This is a genomic window from Chryseobacterium sp. VAUSW3 (assembly GCF_002205795.1).
In the GTDB taxonomy this organism is placed as follows: domain Bacteria; phylum Bacteroidota; class Bacteroidia; order Flavobacteriales; family Weeksellaceae; genus Kaistella; species Kaistella yananensis.
This window is the reverse complement of the sequence record NZ_NIUY01000002.1, coordinates 103,537-126,673: the sequence shown is the minus strand read 5'-3', so window position 1 is coordinate 126,673 and position 23,137 is coordinate 103,537. Positions and strand designations below refer to the sequence as shown.

Genomic DNA, 23,137 nt, shown 5'->3' with positions numbered 1-23,137 from the left:
GTTGAAACTAAATTTATGCGAACTTAAACTATTTTTTCAAATTTTACCTCAGAATTTTATCTCTCAGGTTTTTATTACTTTTGCTTTATGCTATCCAAAAAATCGCAATACGCTTTGAAGGCGCTTTCTTATCTTGTTGAAAAACAGCAGGAAGGCCCAATTCTGATTTCAGAAATTTCGGAAAAGAAAAAAATTCCGCTTAAGTTTCTCGAAAATATTCTTCTTGAATTAAAAAAAGCCGAAATTCTCGACAGTAAAAAAGGAAAAGGTGGCGGTTATTTTCTGAATGTAAATCCTCAGGATATTTCTCTAGCCCGAGTTATTCGTCTGCTCAACGGACCGATCGCTATGCTGCCTTGTGTAAGCCTGAATTTTTACGAAAACTGCCTGAACTGTAATGAAAATCACTGCGCCCTACACGATGTTTTAATTGAAGTGCGCGATGCTACTTTGGCTATTCTGGAGAAAAAAACGCTTATCGAATTAAAAGATTAGCTTTTTTTGCTTTAATAGTCTACCAATTTTGTAGGTTAATAATTATAAAGTAAATTTGTGGCAACTTATACTATTATATGCTCTCACAAGAAGATATTCAGCACATCGAAAATTTATCCGCCGAAGAAAGCCTGCGTTTTATTTCCGAAAAATTTACTCAAGGCGCAGTTTTCTCCACTTCTTTAGGTCAGGAAGACCAGGTTATTACCGACATTATCTTTAGAAATCAGATGAATATTAAAGTGTTCACTTTGGATACCGGAAGGCTTTTTTATGAACATTACGAACTGCTTTCACAAAATAATGCCCGCTATAAAACCAAAACGGAAGTCTATTTTCCCGACACGCAGGATGTGGAAAAATATGTGAACGAAAAAGGAATCAATGCATTTTTTCATTCCGTAGAAAACCGGAAAGAATGCTGCTACATCCGGAAAGTAAAACCCCTGAACCGTGCTTTGGAAGGTGCTAAAATTTGGATCACGGGTTTACGGAGCGAACAGTCCGAAAACCGCGAAAACATGAAAATGCTGGAATGGGACACCGAAAAAATGCTGTTCAAATTCAATCCGCTTATTCACTGGACTTATCAGGATGTTTTAAATTATATTGAAACCCATAATGTTCAGGATCTTCCACTTCATAAAAAAGGTTTTATCAGCGTGGGTTGCAAACCCTGCACCAGAGCCATTATTGATGGTGAAAACCCGAGAGCCGGCCGGTGGTATTGGGAAGAATCACAAAAAGAATGCGGATTGCATTCAAAATAATTCTTTCAGTTTTTATCAGAATTTTTACAACAAACTTTTACAGTTGATTTTATGAGCAAATATAAATTAGACTATCTGGAACAGTTAGAAGCCGAAAGCATTTTCATCATGCGAGAAGTAGCGGCACAGTTCGAGAAACCTGCATTACTTTTCAGCGGCGGAAAAGATTCAATCACCCTCGTGCATCTTGCTAAAAAAGCCTTTGCACCGATGAAAATCCCCTTTCCGTTGGTTCATATTGACACCGGACACAATTTCCCGGAAGCATTAGCATATCGCGATCATTTAGCCCAAGAAATCGGTGCTGAACTTATTGTAAGAAAAGTTGAAGATACGATTCGCGAGAAAAAGCTCACCGAACCAAAAGGTAAATTTGCTTCCCGAAACTGGCTTCAAACCCATACTCTTCTGGATACGATTGAAGAATTTAAGTTCGACGCCTGTATCGGCGGCGCGCGGCGTGATGAAGAAAAAGCCAGAGCCAAAGAAAGGTTTTTTTCGGTGCGCGACGAATTCGGTCAGTGGGAACCTAAACTGCAGCGACCTGAATTGTGGAACATCTATAACGGAAGAATTCACAAAGGTGAAAATGTAAGGGTTTTTCCCATTTCTAACTGGACCGAACTTGATGTATGGAATTACATCAGAAAGGAAAAAATTCAGCTTCCTTCAATTTATTTCGCTCATCACCGCGATGTGATTGAACATGAAGGACAGTTAATTGCCGTTTCAGATTTCATTCAGATAGACGAAAATGATACCATCACCAATAAAAAAGTGCGGTACAGAACCGTTGGCGACATGACCTGCACAGCCGCTGTAGAAAGCAATGCAGCAACGCTGGATGAAGTGGTAAACGAGATTACAGCTTCCAGAATTTCAGAGCGTGGCGAAACAAGAATTGACGACAAAGTAACCGAAGCCGCCATGGAAGACCGAAAAAAAGGCGGTTATTTCTAAATTAATTCGCCAAAAAATCTCACCGTTCTTTCTCAATTATTACTTATACTAAACATGGATATATTAAGATTTATTACCGCCGGAAGCGTTGATGACGGAAAAAGCACCTTAATCGGAAGACTGCTTTACGACAGCAAAAGCATTTTGGTTGACCAACTGGAAGCCCTCGAAAAACAGTCTAAAAACAAAAATGCCGACGGTATCGATCTGGCGATTCTCACCGATGGTCTACGCGCAGAAAGAGAGCAGGGAATCACTATTGACGTGGCTTACCGCTATTTTTCTACCCCAAAACGAAAATTTATTATAGCAGACGCTCCAGGCCATGTTCAGTACACCAGAAACATGATTACAGGTGCCTCCAATTCTCAGCTCATCATCATTCTAATAGATGCGCGGCAGGGAGTCATTGAACAGACAAAACGCCATTCCATCATTGCATCGCTGCTGAAGATGAAGCATGTTGTAGTCGCAGTAAACAAAATGGATCTGGTTGATTATTCCGAAGAAGTTTTCAACAATATCAAAAAAGATTACGCAACAGCGGCGGAAAGTTTAGGCCTTAAAAACGTATACTACTTCCCTATTTCAGCTTTCAATGGCGATAATATTGTGGAAAGATCGGAAAAAATGCCTTGGTTTAAAGAAGAACCTCTTTTGTCATTTCTCGAAAATGTTGAAGTGAGCGATGATGTTGATTATGAAAGTTCAAGATTCCAGGTTCAGTATGTCATTCGTCCACAAACAGAGGAACTTCATGATTACCGCGGATATGCAGGGCAGGTTATCTCCGGAACTTATAAAAAAGGCGACAGAATCACCATTCTTCCGGAAAATATAGAAACCACCATTTCAAAAGTAGAAACAGGCGGAACAGAAGTGGAAGAAGTTTTCGCGCTGCAACCTGCAGTTCTGCATCTTGAAGACGATATTGATGTGAGCCGCGGAGATTTCTTCGTTAAAAACGATAACCAGCTAAAAGTTGAAAATGAGTTCGAAGCTTTGGTTTGCTGGCTCGACAAACGTGAACTGAACGAAGGAAACAAATATTTTATTCAGCACAAAAGCCGACTTATGAAAACTATTGTAAAGGAAATTGAATATAAAATTGATGTCAACACTTTACAACAAATCCCTGCGAAAGATTCCGTAAAACTGAATGAAATTGTAAAAGTAAGACTAAAAACCGCATCACCACTGGTTTTTGATTCTTTTGAAAAAAACAGCGCCACCGGCAGCGCAATTCTGGTAGATGAAACCAGTAATTCTACTGTAGGTGCAGTAATGCTTCTTTAGATTTTAAAAAGTTGAAAAAATTTTCTTGTGAATACCTCACCGCATCTTTTTAATGTCTATCGAAAGTAAAATACATAACAAATCACTCAGCGTTTTCCTGAATCTGGAAAACCTGAAAGTACTTATTGTAGGCGGTGGCAACCAGGCGCTGAAAAACCTGAATTTACTTGTTGAAAGTTTTCCGAACACCCAGATTAATCTTGTTTGTGAAAATATTTCAGAGAAAATTAAAGACTTTGCAAAAAATCATGAGAATATAAGACTTCATGAAAGACGCTTCTTTGAAGACGATTTTTACAATTCCCATATCGCTTTAATTACCGATTGCGGAGTCGATTTTTACACAGAAATCATTGATATCGTTCAGAAGAAAAACATCCTGATCAGCATCGCCAACAAACCGGAATTAAGTGATTTTCAGCTCGAAAGTTTTATTTCAGATAAAAATAAACTTCCACCAGAAGAACAGAAATCGAAATGGCAATATTCCAAAGACGCTAAAAAATACAGAAGACTGGTGATTTATCTTTCGCTCTCTTTTGCGGCTTTTTTTCTTGGAATAGCCTTCGATCAATACTTCTCCTACGCACAGGCAAAAGATTTTGTTTACGAAATTCCGAAAGAATTTTATTGGATGCTTGCCATTGGATTTTTTGCTCAAATGGTGGATGGTGCTTTAGGAATGGGTTACGGTTTAACGAGTTCAACCCTGATGCTTGGGATGGGAATTAAACTGCCCTCCATCTCCGGATCCATTCACACTGCAGAAATGTTTTCGAGCGCCATGAGCGGCTATTCACACTACAAATACGGAAATGTGAACAAAAGAATGTTGCTTTATCTTGCGATTCCGGGGATTATCGGTGCTGTTTGTGGATCATTGCTCCTTATTTATCTGGGCAATGAATATGAAAACCTCGCAAAAGGCTTAATGGCGACCTACACGCTGCTAATGGGTTACAGAATTACGCGTCTGGCTTTCAAAAAAATTGTTGTGAAACAGAAAACCCACATCGGAAGACTTGGTTTCCTGGGCGGAATGATGGATGCTTTCGGAGGCGGAGGCTGGGGACCGATTGTTACTTCTACGCTTCTTTCCAAAGGCAGAAAAACCAATTACGTGATTGGAACTGTAAGCATGGCTGAATTTTTTGTCACGCTGGCAGCTGCGATAGTCTTCTTTTCCAGTTTAGGCGTTTCTAATATAGAAATTATTTTGGGATTAATTATCGGCGGAGTGCTGGCCGCTCCCTTTGCTGCAAGATTAGCGGGGAAAATGCCGCGTAAAACCGCGCTGATATTGGTTGCGTTTCTGCTTATCGTTTCGAGTGCGAGAAATCTGTACAAAATCTTCTTTTAAACCAAAAAACCTCCCAAACGGAAGGTTTTATATTATTTGAATTCTGGCTGAAATCAGATTACCTCTAACTCTTTTCCAACTTTCTCGAAAGCTGCAATCGCTTTATCCAGCTGTTCTTTTGTATGAGCAGCCGAAAGCTGAACGCGGATTCTGGCTTTACCTTTCGGTACCACAGGATAGAAAAATCCGATGACGTAAATTCCTTCATCCATAAGTTTTTCGGCCATTTTCTGGGCTAAAGGTGCGTCGTAAAGCATCACCGGAACAATCGCTGCATCTCCGTCAGGAATATCGAAACCTTTGGCTTTCATTTCTTTTCTGAAATATTCAGCATTTTCCATCACTTTGTCTCTCAGCGAAGTATCTTCAGAAATCATATCCAGAACTTTCATCGCAGCACCTACAATTCCCGGAGCCAGTGAATTTGAAAATAAATACGGTCGCGAACGCTGTCTCAGCATATCAATAATTTCTTTTTTTCCTGAGGTAAATCCGCCAAGTGCACCACCCAAAGCTTTTCCTAAAGTTGAGGTAATAAGATCAACTCTTCCCATCACCTCATTGGCTTCGTGAGTTCCGCGTCCGGTTTTACCGATAAATCCTGTTGCATGAGAATCATCAACCATCACCAAAGCATCATATTTTTCAGCCAAATCGCATACTCCTTTTAGATCGGCTACAATTCCGTCCATAGAGAAAACTCCGTCCGTCACAATAATTCTGAACCGGTGATTTTTCTCGGAAGCAGCTTTTAACTGGTCTTCCAAATCTTGCATATTATTGTTTTTGTAGCGGTACCTCGCAGCTTTGCAAAGACGAACTCCATCAATAATGGAAGCGTGATTCAGTTCATCTGAAATAATGGCGTCTTCTTCTGAAAATAAGGGTTCGAAAACTCCCCCATTCGCATCGAAACAAGCCGCGTAAAGAATGGTATCTTCCATTCCTAAAAATTTGGATATTTTAGCCTCCAGTTCTTTATGAATATCCTGAGTTCCACAGATAAAACGGACTGACGACATTCCGTAACCGTGGCTTTCAATCATATCCTGCGAAGCTTTCATCACTTCGGGATGGTTGGAAAGTCCTAAATAATTGTTAGCGCAAAAATTTAAGAGTTTTTTCCCGTTCGCTTCAATCTCAGCAGACTGCTGGGAAGTAATGATTCTTTCTGTTTTAAAGAGCCCTTCGTTTTTTATATTATGTAATTCGCTCTGGAGGTTTTCCAGAAAATTTTTAGAAATCATAGTTGAATTTTTTAAGAAACGCTAATTTAAGAAAAAAGCCCTCATTTCTGAAGGCTTTTGTTTTTATTCCTTAATAAATTTGAGATTCTGGTTCTCGATCTTAAGAAGGTAAACTCCTTTTGTTAGTATATTTACATCAATTGTTTTGCCGGAAGAATAGGTGCCGGTTTTAATCATTTTACCGTCCATACTGTAAATTTCGTATTGTTGGTCTTTTGTAATTCCGGATACCGAAAGAGAATTTTTCACGGGATTGGGATAAACTTTTACCGGATCTTTCCCGGAATCATTTACTGCAAGAATGGTGGTATCTTTTGTTACTGTAGAATTCCTCTGAAGAATTTGGTTTTCATAATTAAACTGAACAGAGGAAACGGGGAAATTAATCTGTTCCGCAAAATTTTGATTTTTAGTTGTATGATTAAGAACAAGGTAGGCCACCTGCCCGCCAGTACCGTTTACTTTAATAGGCAAAGGCATTTCGAAGAAATTTACCGATGAATGACTGGTTGTTTGACTGACCTTGAATCTCAGCATCTGATCAGACGTTTGGTTCCAGCGGATCTGATATGTTGGATGTCCCTGCCCGTAAATCCAATCATTAAAAAACTCAGTGAAATCCTTTCCCGTTGACATTAAAAGCGAGTTTTTGAGATCGGCAGTTTTTGCATAGCCGTACGCCAGTTCGGGTCTTGAGTGATAATCCTTCAATGCAGAATAAAATACATCGTCACCTAAAATCCACTTGATCATTCTTACCACATAGCCACCTTTAGAATAACTTAACCTCCCACTGAAAATAGCTCCCGTGTTTCCCAGATTAGTATCGGAAACATATACACTACCACCAGAAGAGCTTGTTATATAGTTCATTTCGGAACTCAGATAACTCATAAACTGAGAATTGGTCATCAATAATTTTTCGTTAGCCAGATGTTCACCAAATGTTGCAAAACCTTCGTTAAGCCAAATGTCGTTCCAAGCTCCACAGGTTACCTTATCGCCAAACCACTGGTGTGCCAGTTCGTGTGCAATAATTCCTCTTCCCCAGGATCCCATTGATGACATGGTAGCGTGCTCCATACCACCACCCCATCCGAACTGCATATGGCCGTATTTTTCACTCCTGTAGGGATATGGCCCGAAATACTGCTCAAAAGTATTCATCACGGTTTTCGTCCATTCAATATTAGACATTACCGTAGAATTCGATGTGGTGGCTGGGTAAAGATAATTAACAAAAGGGAATGCAGGACTTCCCATTGTGTCGTTAAGTTTCGTATAATTTGTAATACCTAAAGCTATCAAATAAGCTGGAATAGGATAATTGGTTTGCCAAAAAGTAAGTTTTCTGTTGCCGGGCAGCAATGTTTCTGAATATAATTTTCCGTTTGATGCAACATTATATTGTGAAGGTGTATTAATTTTTAGATCAACTTTTTCGATCTTATCATTCAAACTTTGCTTTGTAGGAAACCATTCCTGAGCTCCATAAGGCTCTGAAAGCGTATACAGAACAGGAGTTCCGTTTTGTGTGGAAACAGTAAAGGCATCACCTGCACTTCCTCCGGTATCCGGAGCTCCAGAATATTTTATAGATAGTGAATCCAGAGAAGACGAGGGAATTACGGCAGGAAAATCAATTTTAAGTTCTTTCGTTGCAAGTTGCGTAAAAGGCAGAATGGCACCATGATACTTAACCTCCGAAACGGTAAGTGCATCAGATAAATCAAAATAAATACTCGATATATTTTGATTCGGAACAAAATGACTTGTTACGGTACCACTCACAAACTGTTGTGCAGGATCTAAATCAAGTTCCAAACGCTGATATCTTAAATCATAATTCAGCGTATTTGGATTTACATTGTAATCGACCATTTTAGAATACTTTAGCAGCTCCTTGTTGATCATGCTCTTGCGTTCTGCTTCTTCATTTTTTTGTGCATAAATCTGCACAAAAATCAATCCAAGCAGCATTACATAAATTTTTTTCATTTAATACTATTTTGCGATAAAGTTAAAAAAAACCTTTCAATAATTATTGAAAGGTTAATAAATTAGCGATTTATTTAAAGATTAAAGATTCAGCGCAGGCTGTAGAATCTGTTCCATCCTGCCTTTTACCTGATCTACTGATCCTGCATAATTGTTGATGAGTAATGAGAAAACCAATGTTTTTCCGGTATGGGTTTTCATATAACCTGCTAAGGTCTTTACTTTGTTTAATGTTCCGGTTTTGGCGAAAATCTGGCCGTTTCCTTCACCGTTGAACATACTTTTTAATGTTCCGGTCTGTCCTGCGATTGGTAAAGAATTGAAATAAGTTTTGTAATATTTTTCATCCATAATATTGGTTAAAAACTTTACCTGCGAAATTGGAGTCACCAGATTATTTCGGGAAAGTCCGCTGCCATCAATAAAATTTAACCCTTCGGTTTCGAATGCATTAGCTTTTAAATGCTCCACAACAACACTTCTACCCGACTCCAAAGTTTGATCTCCCTTTTTCTGAAAACCTACCATCCTCAGCGTAGCCTCGGCTAAATTATTATCGCTTCTTTGGTTGGTGTAGTATATAATGTCCGCTAAAGTTGGTGATTGGTAAGCAGTAATAGCCACTCTTTTTTCGGGATTACTGTCTGTGATTTTGGTAATTACTTTTCCTGTAACACCCACACCTTTTTTAATCATTGAAGTTCTTAGTGAATTTGCAAGGTATGCCGGTGGATCTGCAACTTTCGTTGTTAATGAAAGCCCATCGAATTTATCGGCATATACCATCTGCTTTATATACGGAGAGATGTAATAGAAATTCTTATTCTCAGCAAATGGATTTGAAGGCTTTGCAATGAGTCTTTCATTCTGCGGATTGATTTCGTATGTAGAACCCGCCGGTAAGTAATAATTACCATTCTCCAGCCACACGATATTTTCCGGGAGTGTCTGTGTTTTATTTATTTTGAATATTCCGGTCTGAATGATGATATCACCGTTTACTTTTTTAATACCCTTTTCCGAGATTGCAGCGATAAAATCAGACACTATTGCTGAATACGATGAAGCCCCAGCTTTGTTGGTTCCCAAAGATGGATCACCACTTCCTACGATGTACAAATTCCCGTGCAAATGTCCGTTCTCATCAATTTCCCCCGAATATTCCAACTGTGTAATCCAACGGAAGTTTTCACCCAGCAAACTTACCGCAGCATCAGTGGTAAGCAGTTTTGTGGTAGAAGCAGGAATTAAAGAGGCATTTTCGTTATAGGAACTTACGACTTTCTTCGTTTTGGGATCATAAATTACAAATCCCCAGTTCGCATTACGAAGTACAGGATCATTCATCATCGCGTTGATATTGATGTCCACAAGTTCCTTCGTAGACATTAATTTTTCAGGAGAACTGAAATCTTTAACGGTGCTGCTTGGTCGGTTATCGTAAGTTTGGGGGTAATTTGACGCGAATGTTCCCTGCCCGAATGCAATTGCTGAAAACGCTAATGCCTGGGCAAGAAAGATATTTTTAAGTCTAATCATTTAATATATTTATTTGATTATCTGAAAACTCTTTTAGTTAAAAATTGAAAACATGAAATGCAAAACATATTTTCAACGGTCAAAAATATATATTATTGTTGAAACACAAGGATTTAACAATCCCAAAAGCAGGTAAATTATGTTAAAAATTGTTAAAAATCGACAAAAATCATCTTTTTGATGCTTTGGTAAGCAGTAATTTCATCAAACTCTTCCAAACTTTGTAAAACTAAATTCTTCATCTCCGAATATTTTTTCCCTCTTGGAAGCTTGAGTAAAATCTGATATTGGTACATCAGATTAAGTTTTCCGATAGGCGATCTTTCGGGACCTAAAATACATTCTTCAGGCAGATATTTTCTTAAAACCGATCCCAGAAACTGAGCAGAACGGTTTACCTTGTCTTCTTTGCGGTGTTTCAGTTCAATCATAATGAGTTTTACGAAAGGCGGATAAAGAAATTTCTTTCTTTCTTCGAGAAAATGCTTATAAATTTTATCAGAATTATTCTCTTTAATCAACTGAAAAACCGAATGTTGCGGATTATAGGTCTGAATAAGAACTTTTCCTTCTCCAGAAATTCTGCCTGCCCGACCGGAAACCTGCGTGATGAGTTGGTATGCGCGTTCTTCTGCGCGAAAATCCTGTACATAAAGCATAGAATCTGCTCTGGGAATCGCCACCAGTTCGATATTATCGAAATCCAGCCCTTTCGAAATCATCTGAGTTCCAACGATAATATCGGTTTCTCCTTCCTCAATTTTTTCATATAATTTCTCGTAGGCAAACTTTTTCCGCATGGAGTCTACGTCCATCCGGTCAACCTCTGAATCTGGAAAAAGCCGCGAAATTTCTTCATGAATCTGTTCAACACCGACGCCTCTTTCGTTAAGGTTTTCGGAATGACATTTAGGGCAAACCTTTGGTTTTGAAGCCTTTTGCCCACAATAATGACATTTCATTTCGTTCGAATATTTGTGATACGTCATTACCACATCACAATTTGAGCAATAATTTACATAGCCACAGGTTTCGCACTCAATCACATTGGCATAACCGCGACGGTTGTGGAGAATCATGGTCTGTTTTTTTCTTTCCAGTTCTTTTTTAATTTCGTCAATCAGTTTTAAAGAAAAATTACCGATAATTTTCTTGGAATCCTGCTCTTCTTTAAAGTTGATGAGTTCAAACTCCGGAAGTTTTACTTTTCCGAAACGTTCGCCGAGAAAGATATACTTCAATTTATCTTTTTTCGCGAGATAATAAGATTCTACAGACGGTGTTGCAGAACCGAGGATCAAATTCGCAGCATAAAATTTCGATAGCATCTGCGTCGCATCCTTAGCATTGAAAAACGGAGAAACTTCCCGCGGTTTGTAAGCGGAATCGTGTTCCTCATCCACCACAATCAATCCCAGATTTTGGTAAGGTAAAAATAGCGCAATGCGTGTTCCGATGAGGATTTTTATATCATTGTTCTTAATTCTGCGCCAAACTTCTACCCTTTCGAAATCGGTAAGTTTCTGGTGATAAAAACCCAGCTCTTTGCCGTATTTTCTTTCTAAACGCTGCACAATTTGCTTGGTGAGTGAAATTTCAGGAAGCAGAAAAAGAACATTTTTTCCCGATTCCACAGCTTCTTCAATTTTCTCAAGATAGATATGCGTTTTGCCTGAAGATGTTACACCGTGAAGGAGCACATTTCTTCCTTCATCAAAGGCTTCATCAATTTCTTTTTTAGCAATTAACTGTTCATGCGTTAATTTTTCGATTTCTTCAATTTCGCCCTGATACGCTTCTAATCTATCTTTTTGAAGAAAATATTCCTGGACCAAATTTCTATCAACCAAAGATTTCAGTTGTGAATGGGAAAAATTTCCTTCTTCCAAAATTTCAGATTTCCTGATGGGTTTTTCGGGATTTTCAGTCTGTTTCTCGAGAATCGCGAGAAACATTTCTTGCTGCTTGGGCGACCGTTTCAGCGAAAGAAGGATTTGCGGAAGACTGTTTCCGGCAAGTTCTTCTTCGTTTACGCGCAGGTACGCGATTTCTTTGGCTTTGTATTTTTCTGCAATCTTTTCGTCGATTTCAATATACTGCAGATCGATTAATGATTTTACGGTTTTTACGATATCTTTTTTAGGAATAAAAGCTTCAATTTCAGTAACATTAATAAGCTGCCGAACTTCTAATGCCTGGATGAGATACATTTCATTTACATCCAGATTTTCGAAATCTATCTTTACATTTGGTTTCAGTTTCAGGTACGTTTCACTTTCAAGTTTCAAAGAAGACGGGAAAGCTAAACGATAAATTTCGCCGAGATTACACATATAATATTCTGAAATCCAGTGCCAAAAATTAATCTGTTCTTTTGGAAGAATCGGCGAATCATCGAGAATGCTGATGATTTCTTTGGGAAGAAAAGTTTCGGGATCGTTCTGATGAATTTCAGCAACAATTCCCGTATAAATTTTCTTTCCGCGGAAGGAAACCAGCACCCGCATCCCAATTTCAAAATTTCCCAATAATTCATCCGGAACTTTATAGGTAAATGTTCCTTTAAGATTAAGCGGTAAAATAATTTGGGCGAAATTCAAAATGATCGGTTTAATTGGGTAAAAGTTTGTATGGGTAAGGTTGACAAATTTAGAAATAATTTTGGCTAAAGCCGCGGAACTTTCTAAATAAAAAAACGGGCTAAAGCCCGTTCGATATTAATTTCTCTTATGAGATTATTTGTTTTTTCTACGTTTCAGTTCTTTATTGATGAGTCCTAATTCTCTACCTGTTTGTCCTGCGACTGAAGTGTTTTCCTGTGCTCTTCGGGTAAGGTAAGGAACCACGTCCTTCACGGGACCATACGGAAGATATTTGCAGACATTATACTTTTCTTCGCCCAGATAATAAGTGATATTATCGCTCATTCCATAAAGCTGACCGAAATGAATCTGCGGATGATCATGCGGAAGATTCATGGCGCGCATCTTATCCATAACAAGTTCGGTAGATTTTTCGTTGTGGGTACCAAAAAACGCGGAAACGCGGTCTAAATTATTCAGTACGAAATTGATCGCGGCATTGTAGTTATCATCTGAAGCCTGTTTTGTGGGCTGGATCGGATCTGGATAATTCATTTCAGCTGCACGCTCGCGTTCTTTTTCCATATAAGCGCCGCGGACGAATTTGTAACCCAGGAAATAGTTTTTTGCTTTGGCTCTTTCTAAATCTTCAGCAAGATATTCCATTCGGCCGGTGCGGTACATTTGGATCGTATTCCACACGATTGCTTTTTCTCTGTTGAATTTCTCCATCATTTGGTTTACCAAATCATCGGTTGCGTCCTGCATCCAGGTTTCTTCAGCATCGATCATCAGAACCACATTTCTGTCGAATGCCATTTGGCAAACCTCCTCATATCTTTTTACCACTCTGGCCCATTCTTCTTTTTGAGAGGTGGTTAATTCTACTTTTTTTCCTACTTCTTCATAAATTTCAATTCTGCCAAAACCTGTAGGTTTGAACACTACAAATGGAATTGCCGGATTACCTTCAGCGAACTTGATGTTCTGTTTGATTTCTTCGCAGGTTTCATCAAAAACACTTTCTTCTGCTTTCCCTTCAATTGCATAATCGAAAATACTGCCTACGTGACGTTTAAACATTTGCTTCACCACCTGCATGCTCTCTTCACGGGTTTCGCCGCCACAAAACTGTTCGAATAAAGTTTTTTTAACAATATCAGTTACGAACGGGAAGTTTTTTTCTACCGTAAAATTCAGGGCCGAGATACCTAATTTTGTAACAACGGGCTGTTCGATCGCTTTAAACATCCAGTATGCTTTGCGAAGTTGTGCATCAGTCTTGTCTGCAAAGGCAATTTGTGTATTATTGAAAATGCTCATGAGTAAATTTAAATTGAGCAAATTTAACGATACTATATGAATTGAAAAAACGAATTTAAAGTTTAATTTTGTGAAAAATTTCATAATATGATTTCAGTTTTAGACCAGAATTTTTCCGACCTCAACATTTTTCTTGAAACTTTAAAACCTTCAAAATTGTTTATTCTGGTAGATGAAAACACGCATGAACACTGCCTTCCCACACTTTTAGGAAATCTGGCCACCGAAATTCCTTTTGAAATCATTGAAATTGAAGCCGGTGAAGAACTGAAAACCATTGAAACCGCAACACAGCTTTGGGAAATCCTGGCTGAGTTTGAAGCCGACCGTAAATCGTTGATGATAAATCTGGGCGGTGGCGTGATTACGGATTTGGGCGGTTTCGTAGCTTCTACCTACAAAAGAGGCATCCGGTTTATTAATCTTCCCACCACGCTTCTGGGCATGTGTGATGCGTCAATTGGCGGTAAAACAGGGATTGATCACCACTTTCTGAAAAATATTATCGGAACTTTTGCGGAGCCGGAACAGATTTTTGTCTTCCGGGATTTTTTAAATACATTGCCTTTTGCTCAGCTCAGAAGCGGTTTTGCAGAGATGCTGAAACACGGTTTAATTGCAGATCACAAACACTGGAATGATCTTATTTCAATAGAACACCTGAATCCGGAAGCTATTTTTCCTTTTATCGAAACATCAATGAAGATTAAAGAAAGTATTGTAGCGCAGGATTTTAAAGAGCAACACATCAGAAAGACGCTTAATTTCGGACACACGGTTGGGCATGCCGTTGAAAGTCTTTTTTTACAGAACGGAACTGCGATCCCGCATGGCGAAGCGGTAGCTTTGGGAATGATTTGCGAAACCAGACTGGCGTTTCTGATTAATTTAATTTCTGAAGAATCGGCAGAAAATATTATCAAAAACATCACGAAATTTTATCCTTATATATCCATCAGTGAGTTTTCTGATGAACAAATATTGTCTTTAATGATGAACGACAAGAAGAATTTAGGCGGGAATATCAGTTTCTCACTTCTCAACACTATAGGCGAGGGCAATTTCGACTGTGCGATCTCAGAAACAACGCTAATTTCTGCCGTCCATTATTATCGAAATTTGAATTAAAACCTATTTTACTACTATTTACTACATAATATCATCTAAAAAAACAGCCCGGTTTAAACAAAATATAGATTAAGTAATTATTTGCTAATCAGTATATTACATTAGAATATTTTTAAACCATTGTTTAAATTTTAATATTTTGAAAGATTTTTGGCACACCATTTGTGAATAACCAAGCGTAAAACAAAATTTAAAATGTGAATTGATAAAGGATTGTGCGTTGTATTAAATTTTTTAATCTAAGAATTAACCAACGCTCAAATAAGATTATCAAATTCTCAAAAAATTAATTAAAATTTAAAAATTATGAAAAAGTTATTTTTAGGTGCAGCAATCGCAATGAGTTCATTAACATTCGCACAACAATTTGGTATTAAAGCAGGGATGAACGTTTCTTCACTTTCTACAGATTCTGAATTAAGTGATCAAGCATCGAAAATTGGTTTCAATGCAGGTTTATTTATGAATGCTCCAATTGCTGAAAACTTCAGTATCCAGCCAGAGCTATTGTACAACAATTTAGGTTCTAAAGTTACTAGATCTACAACAGTGAATGGAACTACGTACACTGCAGAATATGCAAGACACTTAGATTATTTATCTGTACCAGTAATGTTCCAGTATAATGCTACTCCATCTTTCTACCTTGAAGCTGGACCTGAGTTTGGATTTATGGTTAGCGCAAGAGACAAATACAAGAGTACTGAAAACGGAACACCTCAAAATGTTATAGAAAATGATTTAGATACTGATGATTTTAACAAATTTAACTTTGGATTAGGTCTTGGTGCAGGTTACTATTTTACACCTAATGTAGGTTTAACTGCGAGATATGTTGCTGGTTTTACAGATATTGCTAAAGACAGACCTAGCGGATCCGATTCAGTAAAAAACAACGTATTCCAAGTTGGTTTAGCTTATAAATTCTAAGACAACAATCATATTACACTTAATATTACAAAGGTTGGGAAATTTCCCAACCTTTTTTTATTTATTCATCAGTATAATCTGGATTTGGCCCCGCCGGAACCGGATATTCTTCAGTAAAACAACCGAAACAATGGTTGGAACTTCCCAGGATAACTTTCAGATTATCCATACTTAAAAACTCCAACGAATCTACGCCCAAATAATTACGCAATTCCTCTACCGACATATTGGCAGAAATTAAATCATCTTTCGAAGGCGTATCGATCCCCAAATAACACGGGGCAATTATCGGTGGTGAAACGCTTCGGAAATGGATTTCTTTAACTCCCGCATCTTTCAAAATTTTCACCAAACGCTTTGAAGTGGTTCCACGAACAATAGAATCATCGATGATGACCACCCTTTTCCCTTTAATTTCGGACAAAATGGGATTGAGTTTTAAATTCACTATTCTTTCCCGCATTTCTTGCGTCGGAACGATGAAGCTTCTCCCGATGTACCTGTTTTTAATTAGAACCGGACGGAACGGAATTCCCGATGCAGTGGAAAAACCAATCGCTGCCGGAACTCCGGAATCGGGAACACCAATCACAATATCAGCTTCCACAGGAGCTTGCTCCCAAATTTTCATCCCAGATTTTTCGCGAATTTCATGAACATTGATATTTTCCAGCACAGAATCGGGTCTTGCAAAATAAATATATTCGAAAGCACAGATTCTTTTCTCGCAGTTTTCTTTAACCAAGAAAGATTTTAAACCTTTTTCATTTTCACTGGTATAAACGATCTCGCCGGGTAGAATATCGCGAACATATTGCGCACCAACCGCGTCTAAAGCGACAGATTCCGAAGCTGCAACGAAGGTTTTCTCGTCAATCGCTCCCAAAATCAGCGGACGGATGCCGTGAAAATCTCGGAAAGCAAAAAATTTATTTCGTGTCATTCCCACCACTGAATAAGCACCTTCAATTTTTTCCATCGTAGCCTTGATGGCTCCTCGCAACCCCAGATCCAAGTTTTTCTGAATGAGTCTTAAAATTACTTCAGAATCGGAAGTTGCCTTGAAAACAACTCCTTCCGCTTCAAGTTCTTTCTTGAGTTCCTCAGCGTTGGTCAAATTACCATTATGAGCGATCGAAAGGATAATTTGGTCGTATTCGTTTTTCGCAAAGAAAGGTTGAAAATTATACTTTTTTTTGTCGCCCGCTGTGGTATATCTTGTATGTCCAATCGCGGAATTTCCCATGAAAGTTTCGGGTTCGCGAATGTTTTTGTACACATCGAGCACGAGACCTTCATCTTTCACATTGACTATTTTTCCGTTTTTCATTACTGAAATTCCGCAAGCTTCCTGACCGCGATGTTGCAATGCAAAAAGCCCAAACTGCGAAAGCGAAAAGGTATCTAAATCGGTGTCGGAATACAACCCGAAGATTCCACATTCTTCAGAGGGAGCATCAAAAACGTCTTCTGATTTCAGCAAATTTCTTCCGTAGGTTCTTTCTTTGAACTGGTTTAAATAATTTACTTTATGTTGTTGTAAATCTTTCATTTTTTACTTTTCTCCCAAAAAATTATTTGTTCAGTACCTTTTTCAATCGTTCGTAGATTTCAACGTAAGCTTCTGTCACCTCGCCCAAATCTCTTCTGAAACGGTCTTTATCCAATTTTTTCATGGTATCTTTATCCCAAAGTCTGCAGGTGTCGGGTGAAATTTCGTCGGCAAGAACAATTTTTCCGTCTGCAGTTTTTCCCAATTCGATTTTAAAATCAACCAGGATAATATTCATTTTATCGAAAAGATCGATCAAAATCTCGTTGATATCTGAAGTAAGTTCATACATTTCATCGAGTTCTTCGTATGTTGCTGCCCCCAAGAAAACTGCATGATGATCATTGATAAGCGGATCTCCCAACTCATCTTTTTTATAGCAAATATCGAAAATGGTGACTGGTGATTTTATGCCTTCTTCCACCCCTAATCTTTGCGCCATACTTCCGGCAGAATAATTTCTTACCACCATCTCTAAGGGAATAATGTTCACTTTCTTAACCAACTGCTCTCTTTCATCGATTTTTTTTATAAAGTGTGTCGGAATTCCTTTCTCATTCAAATATTCGAAAATCAAGGTGGTGATGGCGTTATTCATCTCGCCTTTCAAATCTACACTTCCTCTTTTCTGTGCGTTAAAAGCGGTAGCATCATCCTTGAAACGAACAATCACTTCATTTGGCTGATCGGTTTCGAAAACTTGTTTTGCTTTTCCTTCATAAAGCATTGCTCCTTTTGTCATTTTTATTTTTTATTTGATTATTTCAACTGTTTTTTTAATTTAAATTTTAACTAAAATCCCTGTCAATACAGCGATTCCGAAACTTAGTAAAGTTCCTATCAATACGTATTCGGTCAGTTTTCTTTGCTTTGCTTCTGCCAAATCACTAAATCTGAAAACCGATTTTGCGGCAATCATAAAACCCACGCCTTCCCAATGGTCGACCAAAATGAATACAAAAACCAAAAGTCTTTCGAGGATTCCGATGTATTTCCCTGCATTCACTAAGGATTCCGTTTGTAATTTGCTGTGCTCTACGGTAACTGGAGTCCAAATCGAGATTAATGTTTTGATAAAAATAGAAGACGGAACCGTTAAAAAAACCACGGCCGTTATGAGTTTTAAAGATTCAGAATTAAAGAAATCTTCCCATATAAAGTATGGAAAATACAACATTGATAGCGCGGCAATAACTAAAACATGAAGCAACTGATCGACAAAAAACCAGGTTCGTTTGGTTTTTGCATTTTGAAAAGTGAGTTTTGCCCAATCGATCAAAAAATGGGAAAAGCCGATGGTTGCAGCGATCCACCAAAGTTCAATATTCCATAAAAAAACAAAAGCCAAAACTGTATGAAGCAAAATATGCAAATACAAATAAACACTTCCGGCTTTTTTCCGCTCTTTATCAGCAACCCACGAATTGGGCTGTAGAAGAAAATCTCCTAACAAATGTGCCAATATGAGAGGAATAAAAATCATTAGAGTTCTGCTATTTTTTTTCTGAAAAACAAATCGGTTTCCTGAATCAAATCGAAATGAGACCGCTTAATTCTCTGACTTACTGATGATTGAGTAATATTTAATTCCTTTGCTAATTCTTCTTGCGTTAGCTCCGGATTGATCAGCAAGCGGTGAATAATTTCCGCCGTGGCAATAGACCAACTGTCGAAATCGATCGAGGTCCATTTAAAAAGAATATTTAAATCGCGGTTCACTTTATCATTATCGGTATTTATTGCCAAGGTGCGTCCTTCGGTAGTTATGTCATTTAAAAGTCGCCCGGAATTTACGTAGGCAGAGCCGTTGGATTCGGTGATTTTATCAGACAGAAAAACTTCGTTTCCAATGCCGATTGCTAATCTTACATCCAGATTCTCAAATGTTTTGATGAGTGATTTAATCATCATTGATTTTGCAAAAACTTCATCCACACTGCATTTTAACTGAAATTCGTCGCCGCGATAAACTTCCCAGTTTTCGGGAGTTGCAGACCAACTTCCTAATAAATTTTTCAACTTAGGAAGCCACAATTCGGAATCGGTATTTTGAGAATTGATAATATCTCCGGTAACAATAGCAATCATTTCACAAATATAAGCAATTACCCTTATAAAACATAAATATAAGCTAAATCGCTAATAAATTTATTTTATAAGGAAATTTACTTATAATTTATTTTTAAATTTTAAAATCCTCATAAATCAAAAAACACTAATTACTTGAAGTATTCCACACCATTTTTGAAAATATTATGATAATTGGCGGTCGGAATATTCTTCAGCAAACCTTGCGAAAATCTTTCCGGATGCCCCATTCTACCAAAAATTTTCCCGGATTTACTTGCAATACCTTCAATCCCGAATAAAGAATTATTTGGATTAAAAGGCATTCCGTGCGCAATATTCCCTTCAAAATCAATATATTGCGTCGCAATTTGTCCGTTTTCATATAATTCTTTAATCACTTCCTCAGAAGCCATAAACCTTCCTTCCCCGTGAGAAATCGGAATGGTAAAAACCTGATCTTTCATCCCTTTTAACCACGGCGACTGATCACTGACAACTTTCACATCAACCATTTGAGAAATATGTCTTCCGATCGCATTGTGCGCCAAAGTAGGCGAATTTTCATCTAAATCGCGAATTTCACCATATGGCAAAAGCCCGGATTTTACCAACGCTTGGAACCCGTTGCAAATTCCGAGAATCATTCCATCGCGGTTCAATAATTCGTGAACTGCATTTTTCATTTTCTCGTTTTTCAAAACATTGACAATGAATTTTGCGGAACCATCCGGCTCATCACCGGCAGAGAAACCTCCGGAAAACACCAAAATTTGAGACTGATTGATTTGCGAAATCCACGCATCCAGACTTTCGTTGAGAAGCTGATGATTCAAATTGATCAACGGCAAACTTGAAACTTCCGCACCTTCTTTTCGGAAAGCATTTTGAGTTTCATATTCACAATTGGTTCCCGGAAAAATAGGTGCAAAAACACGAGGTTTTGCAATTCCGTGTTTTTGAATTGTTATGGTTTTTGCTTTTGTGGCATTGAATTTTTCGTCCAGTTCTACCACAATTTTTTCTTTCTCTACCGTCGGAAATAGTTCTTCAAAAGTTCCTTTCCAAGCCTCAAATAAACTTGAGATAGAAATTTTTAAATCATTAATTATTAAAACTTTATCAGCTTTAACCTCACCAATAAATTGAAACAAATTATTTTTCAAATCTGAGGTAGTTTCAATAATTAAACTTCCAATATTTTTATTTAAAAGTAAACCTTCTTCCAAAGAAATTGCAGCTCCTAATTGATTTCCAAAACACATTTTTGCCAAGGCCACTGCTACTCCTCCATCTTTCACAGTTTTAACAGAAACGATATTTCCTAATTGAATATTTTCATAAATATCATCGAAAACTTTCTTCAAATTTTCATAATCCGGCAAACCATTTTCCTGAGGAACATGTTGGAAAAAATACAATTTGTTTCCCGCTTTTTTCAGTTCCGGAGAAATGATATTTTTCTTTTCGCCATTTGCACAAGCAAAAGAAATCAGCGTTGGCGGTACATTGATATCCTGGAAACTTCCACTCATCGAATCTTTTCCGCCAATTGCAGCGAGTTCCAAATTCATTTGTGCATCGTAAGCTCCCAGCAAGGAAGCCAAAGGTTTTCCCCATTTTTCGGGTTTATTTCCCAGTTTTTCGAAATATTCCTGAAAACTCAAACGGATATTTTGATATTTCCCTCCCATTGCCACGATTTTCGCAACGCTTTCAACCACCGCATTTGCAGCTCCAATCATCGAGTTTTGCGAAGAAATTTCCGCATCAAAACCCCAACTTGCCAAAGAAACAGTTTCGATATTTACTGCGTTTAAAACAGGAAGTGTTTGTACGCTTCCTTCCATCTCAGTTTCCTGATATTTCCCTCCGAAAGGCATCGCAACGGAAGTTCCGCCAACGGATGCGTCAAACATTTCTGCCAAACCTTTTTGCGAAGCATTGTTTTTACTAGAAATTGCCTTCAAGAAATTCTCCTCAGTAAATTTGATATTTTGATTATCAACTTTTTGCAAATGTGAAATTTCCGCGCGTTGAGATTTTGCACAACCGTTAGTATCTAAAAAATTGCGGCTTAAATCCACAATTTTATTTCCTTGCCAAAACATCTGCATTCTTCCGGAATCGGTTACTTTCGCCACTTCTACAGCTTTGATATTTTCATTTTCGCAGAATTTGATGAATTTTTCTTTGTCCTTCGCTTCAATCACCACCGCCATTCTTTCCTGAGATTCGGAAATAGCGAGTTCGGTTCCGTTTAACCCTTCATATTTCAAAGGCAAAATATCAAGGTTAATTTCCAACGAATCAGCAATCTCGCCGATAGCAACAGAAACGCCACCGGCTCCAAAATCGTTGGATTTTTTAATTAAAGTAGTAACATCAGGATTTCTGAATAAACGCTGAATTTTACGTTCTTCCACCGCGTTCCCTTTCTGAACTTCTGTAGAAAGCGTATGAATAGAGGTCTCATCTTGTTCTTTTGAACTTCCAGTTGCTCCTCCAACTCCATCGCGGCCGGTTGCCCCACCCAGCAAAATCACCAAATCTCCAGGTTGTGGTTTCTCCCGTCGGACCCAATCTTTCTTCACCGCTCCAACTACAAAACCCACTTCCATTCGTTTTGCTTTGTAACCTTCATGGTAAACCTCATTCACTAAAGTCGTCGCCAAACCAATTTGGTTACCGTAGGAAGAATAGCCGTTTGCAGCTTGTTTAGAAATAGTTCTTTGCGGAAGTTTTCCAGGTAAAGTTTCAGAAATCGGTTCCAAAACATCTGCAGCTCCGGAAAGTCGCATCGCCTGATAAACAAACGCTCTACCGGACAATGGATCGCGGATTGCGCCACCTAAACACGTAGAAGCACCACCAAAAGGTTCTATCTCTGTCGGGTGATTGTGTGTTTCATTTTTAAATAAAAGGTACCAAGGTTCCTTTTTGCCATCAAATTCGGCTTCAATTTCTATGGTACACGCATTGATTTCATCAGAAACAACGAGGTTTTCCAGCTTACCGGTTTTGTGGAAATATCTTGCACAGACCGTAGCCAAATCCATCAAAGAAATCGGTTTTGCTTCTCTTCCGAGAAATTTTCTTTTCTCTAAATAATCATTAAAAATTCTTTCTAAAGTATCTTTAAAAGAATCATTAAACTGAATATCAGTTAATGCTGTTTCGAAAGTGGTATGTCGACAATGATCGCTCCAATAGGTATCGAGCACTTTGAGTTCGGTTTCCGATGGATTTCGGTTTTCAGATTTGAAATAATTCTGAATAAATTCTAAATCATCGAATCCCAACGCAAAACCATGTTGGTGATAAAACTCATTAAGTTGATCCGTAGAAAAATCAATAAAACCCTCGTGAATAATAACCGGATCTGGGGTTTCTTCCGACGGGATTTCAAAATTGGACAAATCTTTTTCCTGACTTTCGACTTTGTTAATTAAATGATTTTTTATTTTATCAATTTCATTTTCTGTAACGCCAAAAAGTTCAATCAACTTTCCGCTTCTCACTTTTGAGTTTTCATTTTCTGTGAGTAGAGCGATACATTGTTGCGCAGAATCTGCTCTTTGATCGTATTGGCCAGGTAGAAATTCAGTAGCAAAATGAAGGTTTTTAGCCGGGTTTTCGGTGTGAAGAATATCAACGACCGGATCTACAAAAGTATTGAATATTACTTTGTTAAGATCGTTTTCTTCGATCCCGAACAGATCATAAATGTTATAAACTTTCACATCCTGAATATGAGGAACGATGGTTTTTACTTCACTGAAAATCTTAGGACTTTCCACATCGAAAATGCCGCGTTTTTCTACAAAAATTCTTTTTTTATCAGACATTCTATGTCAATTTTAAAGGGAGTAAAACATTAAAAAATGCAG

At 38.0% G+C, this 23,137-nt stretch carries 17 protein-coding genes; 7 read left to right on the top strand and 10 right to left on the bottom strand.

The annotated features are described in order from the left end of the window. Window positions 1-87 precede the first annotated feature (87 nt). The 5 genes from CDW55_RS05775 to CDW55_RS05755 all read left to right on the top strand — a co-directional run bounded on the left by CDW55_RS05775 (window position 88) and on the right by CDW55_RS05755 (window position 4,881). On the top strand, window positions 88-495 hold the full coding sequence (locus CDW55_RS05775; protein ID WP_088468824.1) for an RrF2 family transcriptional regulator: 408 nt from the start codon (window positions 88-90) through the stop codon (window positions 493-495). Window positions 496-572: 77 nt separating this feature from the next. Next, complete coding sequence (locus tag CDW55_RS05770) at window positions 573-1,265, top strand: phosphoadenylyl-sulfate reductase (RefSeq protein WP_088468823.1); 693 nt, start codon at window positions 573-575, stop codon at window positions 1,263-1,265. A 51-nt stretch (window positions 1,266-1,316) separates the two neighbouring features. Then, window positions 1,317-2,225 (top strand): sulfate adenylyltransferase subunit CysD, encoded by a 909-nt coding sequence (cysD, locus tag CDW55_RS05765; protein ID WP_088468822.1) that lies wholly within the window; start codon window positions 1,317-1,319, stop codon window positions 2,223-2,225. Window positions 2,226-2,279: 54 nt separating this feature from the next. Next, entirely contained in the window at window positions 2,280-3,521 is a 1,242-nt protein-coding gene (locus CDW55_RS05760) for a sulfate adenylyltransferase subunit 1 (protein ID WP_088468821.1), read from the top strand. 52 nt (window positions 3,522-3,573) lie between these two features. Continuing rightward, on the top strand, window positions 3,574-4,881 hold the full coding sequence (locus CDW55_RS05755) for a TSUP family transporter (RefSeq protein WP_088468820.1): 1,308 nt from the start codon (window positions 3,574-3,576) through the stop codon (window positions 4,879-4,881). 53 nt (window positions 4,882-4,934) lie between these two features. Here the strand turns inward: CDW55_RS05755 and kbl are convergent, their stop codons facing one another. The 5 genes from kbl to CDW55_RS05730 form a co-directional block, all read right to left on the bottom strand. Then, window positions 4,935-6,128, bottom strand: a complete 1,194-nt coding sequence (gene kbl, locus CDW55_RS05750; protein WP_088468819.1) for a glycine C-acetyltransferase — start codon at window positions 6,126-6,128, stop codon at window positions 4,935-4,937. Window positions 6,129-6,191: 63 nt separating this feature from the next. Next, window positions 6,192-8,126 carry a M1 family aminopeptidase gene (locus CDW55_RS05745; protein ID WP_088468818.1) on the bottom strand — a complete coding sequence of 645 codons (1,935 nt, stop codon included), beginning with the start codon at window positions 8,124-8,126 and terminating at the stop codon, window positions 6,192-6,194. Between the two features lie 81 nt (window positions 8,127-8,207). After that, on the bottom strand, window positions 8,208-9,665 hold the full coding sequence (dacB, locus tag CDW55_RS05740) for a D-alanyl-D-alanine carboxypeptidase/D-alanyl-D-alanine-endopeptidase (protein ID WP_088468817.1): 1,458 nt from the start codon (window positions 9,663-9,665) through the stop codon (window positions 8,208-8,210). Window positions 9,666-9,817: 152 nt separating this feature from the next. Continuing rightward, window positions 9,818-12,265, bottom strand: coding sequence for a primosomal protein N' (gene priA, locus CDW55_RS05735; protein WP_088468816.1), 2,448 nt, complete (start codon window positions 12,263-12,265; stop codon window positions 9,818-9,820). A 135-nt stretch (window positions 12,266-12,400) separates the two neighbouring features. Further along, a complete protein-coding gene (locus CDW55_RS05730; protein ID WP_088468815.1) occupies window positions 12,401-13,570 on the bottom strand; it encodes a proline dehydrogenase family protein in 1,170 nt (389 codons plus the stop codon). An 87-nt stretch (window positions 13,571-13,657) separates the two neighbouring features. Here CDW55_RS05730 and aroB point away from each other — a divergent pair, with 87 nt between their 5' ends. Together aroB and CDW55_RS05720 are read left to right on the top strand one after the other, a co-directional pair. Next, a complete protein-coding gene (gene aroB / locus CDW55_RS05725) occupies window positions 13,658-14,698 on the top strand; it encodes a 3-dehydroquinate synthase (protein WP_088468814.1) in 1,041 nt (346 codons plus the stop codon). Window positions 14,699-15,004: 306 nt separating this feature from the next. Next, window positions 15,005-15,628, top strand: a complete 624-nt coding sequence (locus CDW55_RS05720; RefSeq protein ID WP_088468813.1) for a porin family protein — start codon at window positions 15,005-15,007, stop codon at window positions 15,626-15,628. Between the two features lie 61 nt (window positions 15,629-15,689). Here the strand turns inward: CDW55_RS05720 and purF are convergent, their stop codons facing one another. The 5 genes from purF to CDW55_RS05695 form a co-directional block, all read right to left on the bottom strand. Further along, window positions 15,690-17,180, bottom strand: a complete 1,491-nt coding sequence (gene purF, locus CDW55_RS05715; RefSeq protein ID WP_088468812.1) for an amidophosphoribosyltransferase — start codon at window positions 17,178-17,180, stop codon at window positions 15,690-15,692. Between the two features lie 22 nt (window positions 17,181-17,202). Continuing rightward, entirely contained in the window at window positions 17,203-17,922 is a 720-nt protein-coding gene (purC, locus tag CDW55_RS05710; protein WP_088468811.1) for a phosphoribosylaminoimidazolesuccinocarboxamide synthase, read from the bottom strand. Window positions 17,923-17,961: 39 nt separating this feature from the next. Further along, the gene (locus CDW55_RS05705) at window positions 17,962-18,663 is read right to left on the bottom strand and encodes a DUF3307 domain-containing protein (protein ID WP_088468810.1); all 702 of its coding nucleotides are present in this window, start codon (window positions 18,661-18,663) and stop codon (window positions 17,962-17,964) included. Next, window positions 18,663-19,268: a SatD family protein gene (locus tag CDW55_RS05700; protein ID WP_088468809.1), complete on the bottom strand. Its 606-nt coding sequence runs from the start codon at window positions 19,266-19,268 to the stop codon at window positions 18,663-18,665. Before CDW55_RS05700 ends, CDW55_RS05705 begins: the two co-directional genes overlap by 1 nt. Window positions 19,269-19,399: 131 nt before the next feature. Continuing rightward, window positions 19,400-23,095, bottom strand: coding sequence for a phosphoribosylformylglycinamidine synthase (locus CDW55_RS05695; RefSeq protein WP_088468808.1), 3,696 nt, complete (start codon window positions 23,093-23,095; stop codon window positions 19,400-19,402). Between the last annotated feature and the right edge of the window lie 42 nt (window positions 23,096-23,137).

Coding starts and splice junctions, on each gene's coding strand:
- CDW55_RS05775 (WP_088468824.1), top strand. CDS start 88: ATGCTATCCAAAAAATCGCAATACGCTTTGAAGGCGCTTTCTTATCTT.
- CDW55_RS05770 (WP_088468823.1), top strand. CDS start 573: ATGCTCTCACAAGAAGATATTCAGCACATCGAAAATTTATCCGCCGAA.
- cysD (WP_088468822.1), top strand. CDS start 1,317: ATGAGCAAATATAAATTAGACTATCTGGAACAGTTAGAAGCCGAAAGC.
- CDW55_RS05760 (WP_088468821.1), top strand. CDS start 2,280: ATGGATATATTAAGATTTATTACCGCCGGAAGCGTTGATGACGGAAAA.
- CDW55_RS05755 (WP_088468820.1), top strand. CDS start 3,574: ATGTCTATCGAAAGTAAAATACATAACAAATCACTCAGCGTTTTCCTG.
- kbl (WP_088468819.1), bottom strand. CDS start 6,128: ATGATTTCTAAAAATTTTCTGGAAAACCTCCAGAGCGAATTACATAAT.
- CDW55_RS05745 (WP_088468818.1), bottom strand. CDS start 8,126: ATGAAAAAAATTTATGTAATGCTGCTTGGATTGATTTTTGTGCAGATT.
- dacB (WP_088468817.1), bottom strand. CDS start 9,665: ATGATTAGACTTAAAAATATCTTTCTTGCCCAGGCATTAGCGTTTTCA.
- CDW55_RS05730 (WP_088468815.1), bottom strand. CDS start 13,570: ATGAGCATTTTCAATAATACACAAATTGCCTTTGCAGACAAGACTGAT.
- aroB (WP_088468814.1), top strand. CDS start 13,658: ATGATTTCAGTTTTAGACCAGAATTTTTCCGACCTCAACATTTTTCTT.
- CDW55_RS05720 (WP_088468813.1), top strand. CDS start 15,005: ATGAAAAAGTTATTTTTAGGTGCAGCAATCGCAATGAGTTCATTAACA.
- purF (WP_088468812.1), bottom strand. CDS start 17,180: ATGAAAGATTTACAACAACATAAAGTAAATTATTTAAACCAGTTCAAA.
- purC (WP_088468811.1), bottom strand. CDS start 17,922: ATGACAAAAGGAGCAATGCTTTATGAAGGAAAAGCAAAACAAGTTTTC.
- CDW55_RS05705 (WP_088468810.1), bottom strand. CDS start 18,663: ATGATTTTTATTCCTCTCATATTGGCACATTTGTTAGGAGATTTTCTT.
- CDW55_RS05700 (WP_088468809.1), bottom strand. CDS start 19,268: ATGATTGCTATTGTTACCGGAGATATTATCAATTCTCAAAATACCGAT.
- CDW55_RS05695 (WP_088468808.1), bottom strand. CDS start 23,095: ATGTCTGATAAAAAAAGAATTTTTGTAGAAAAACGCGGCATTTTCGAT.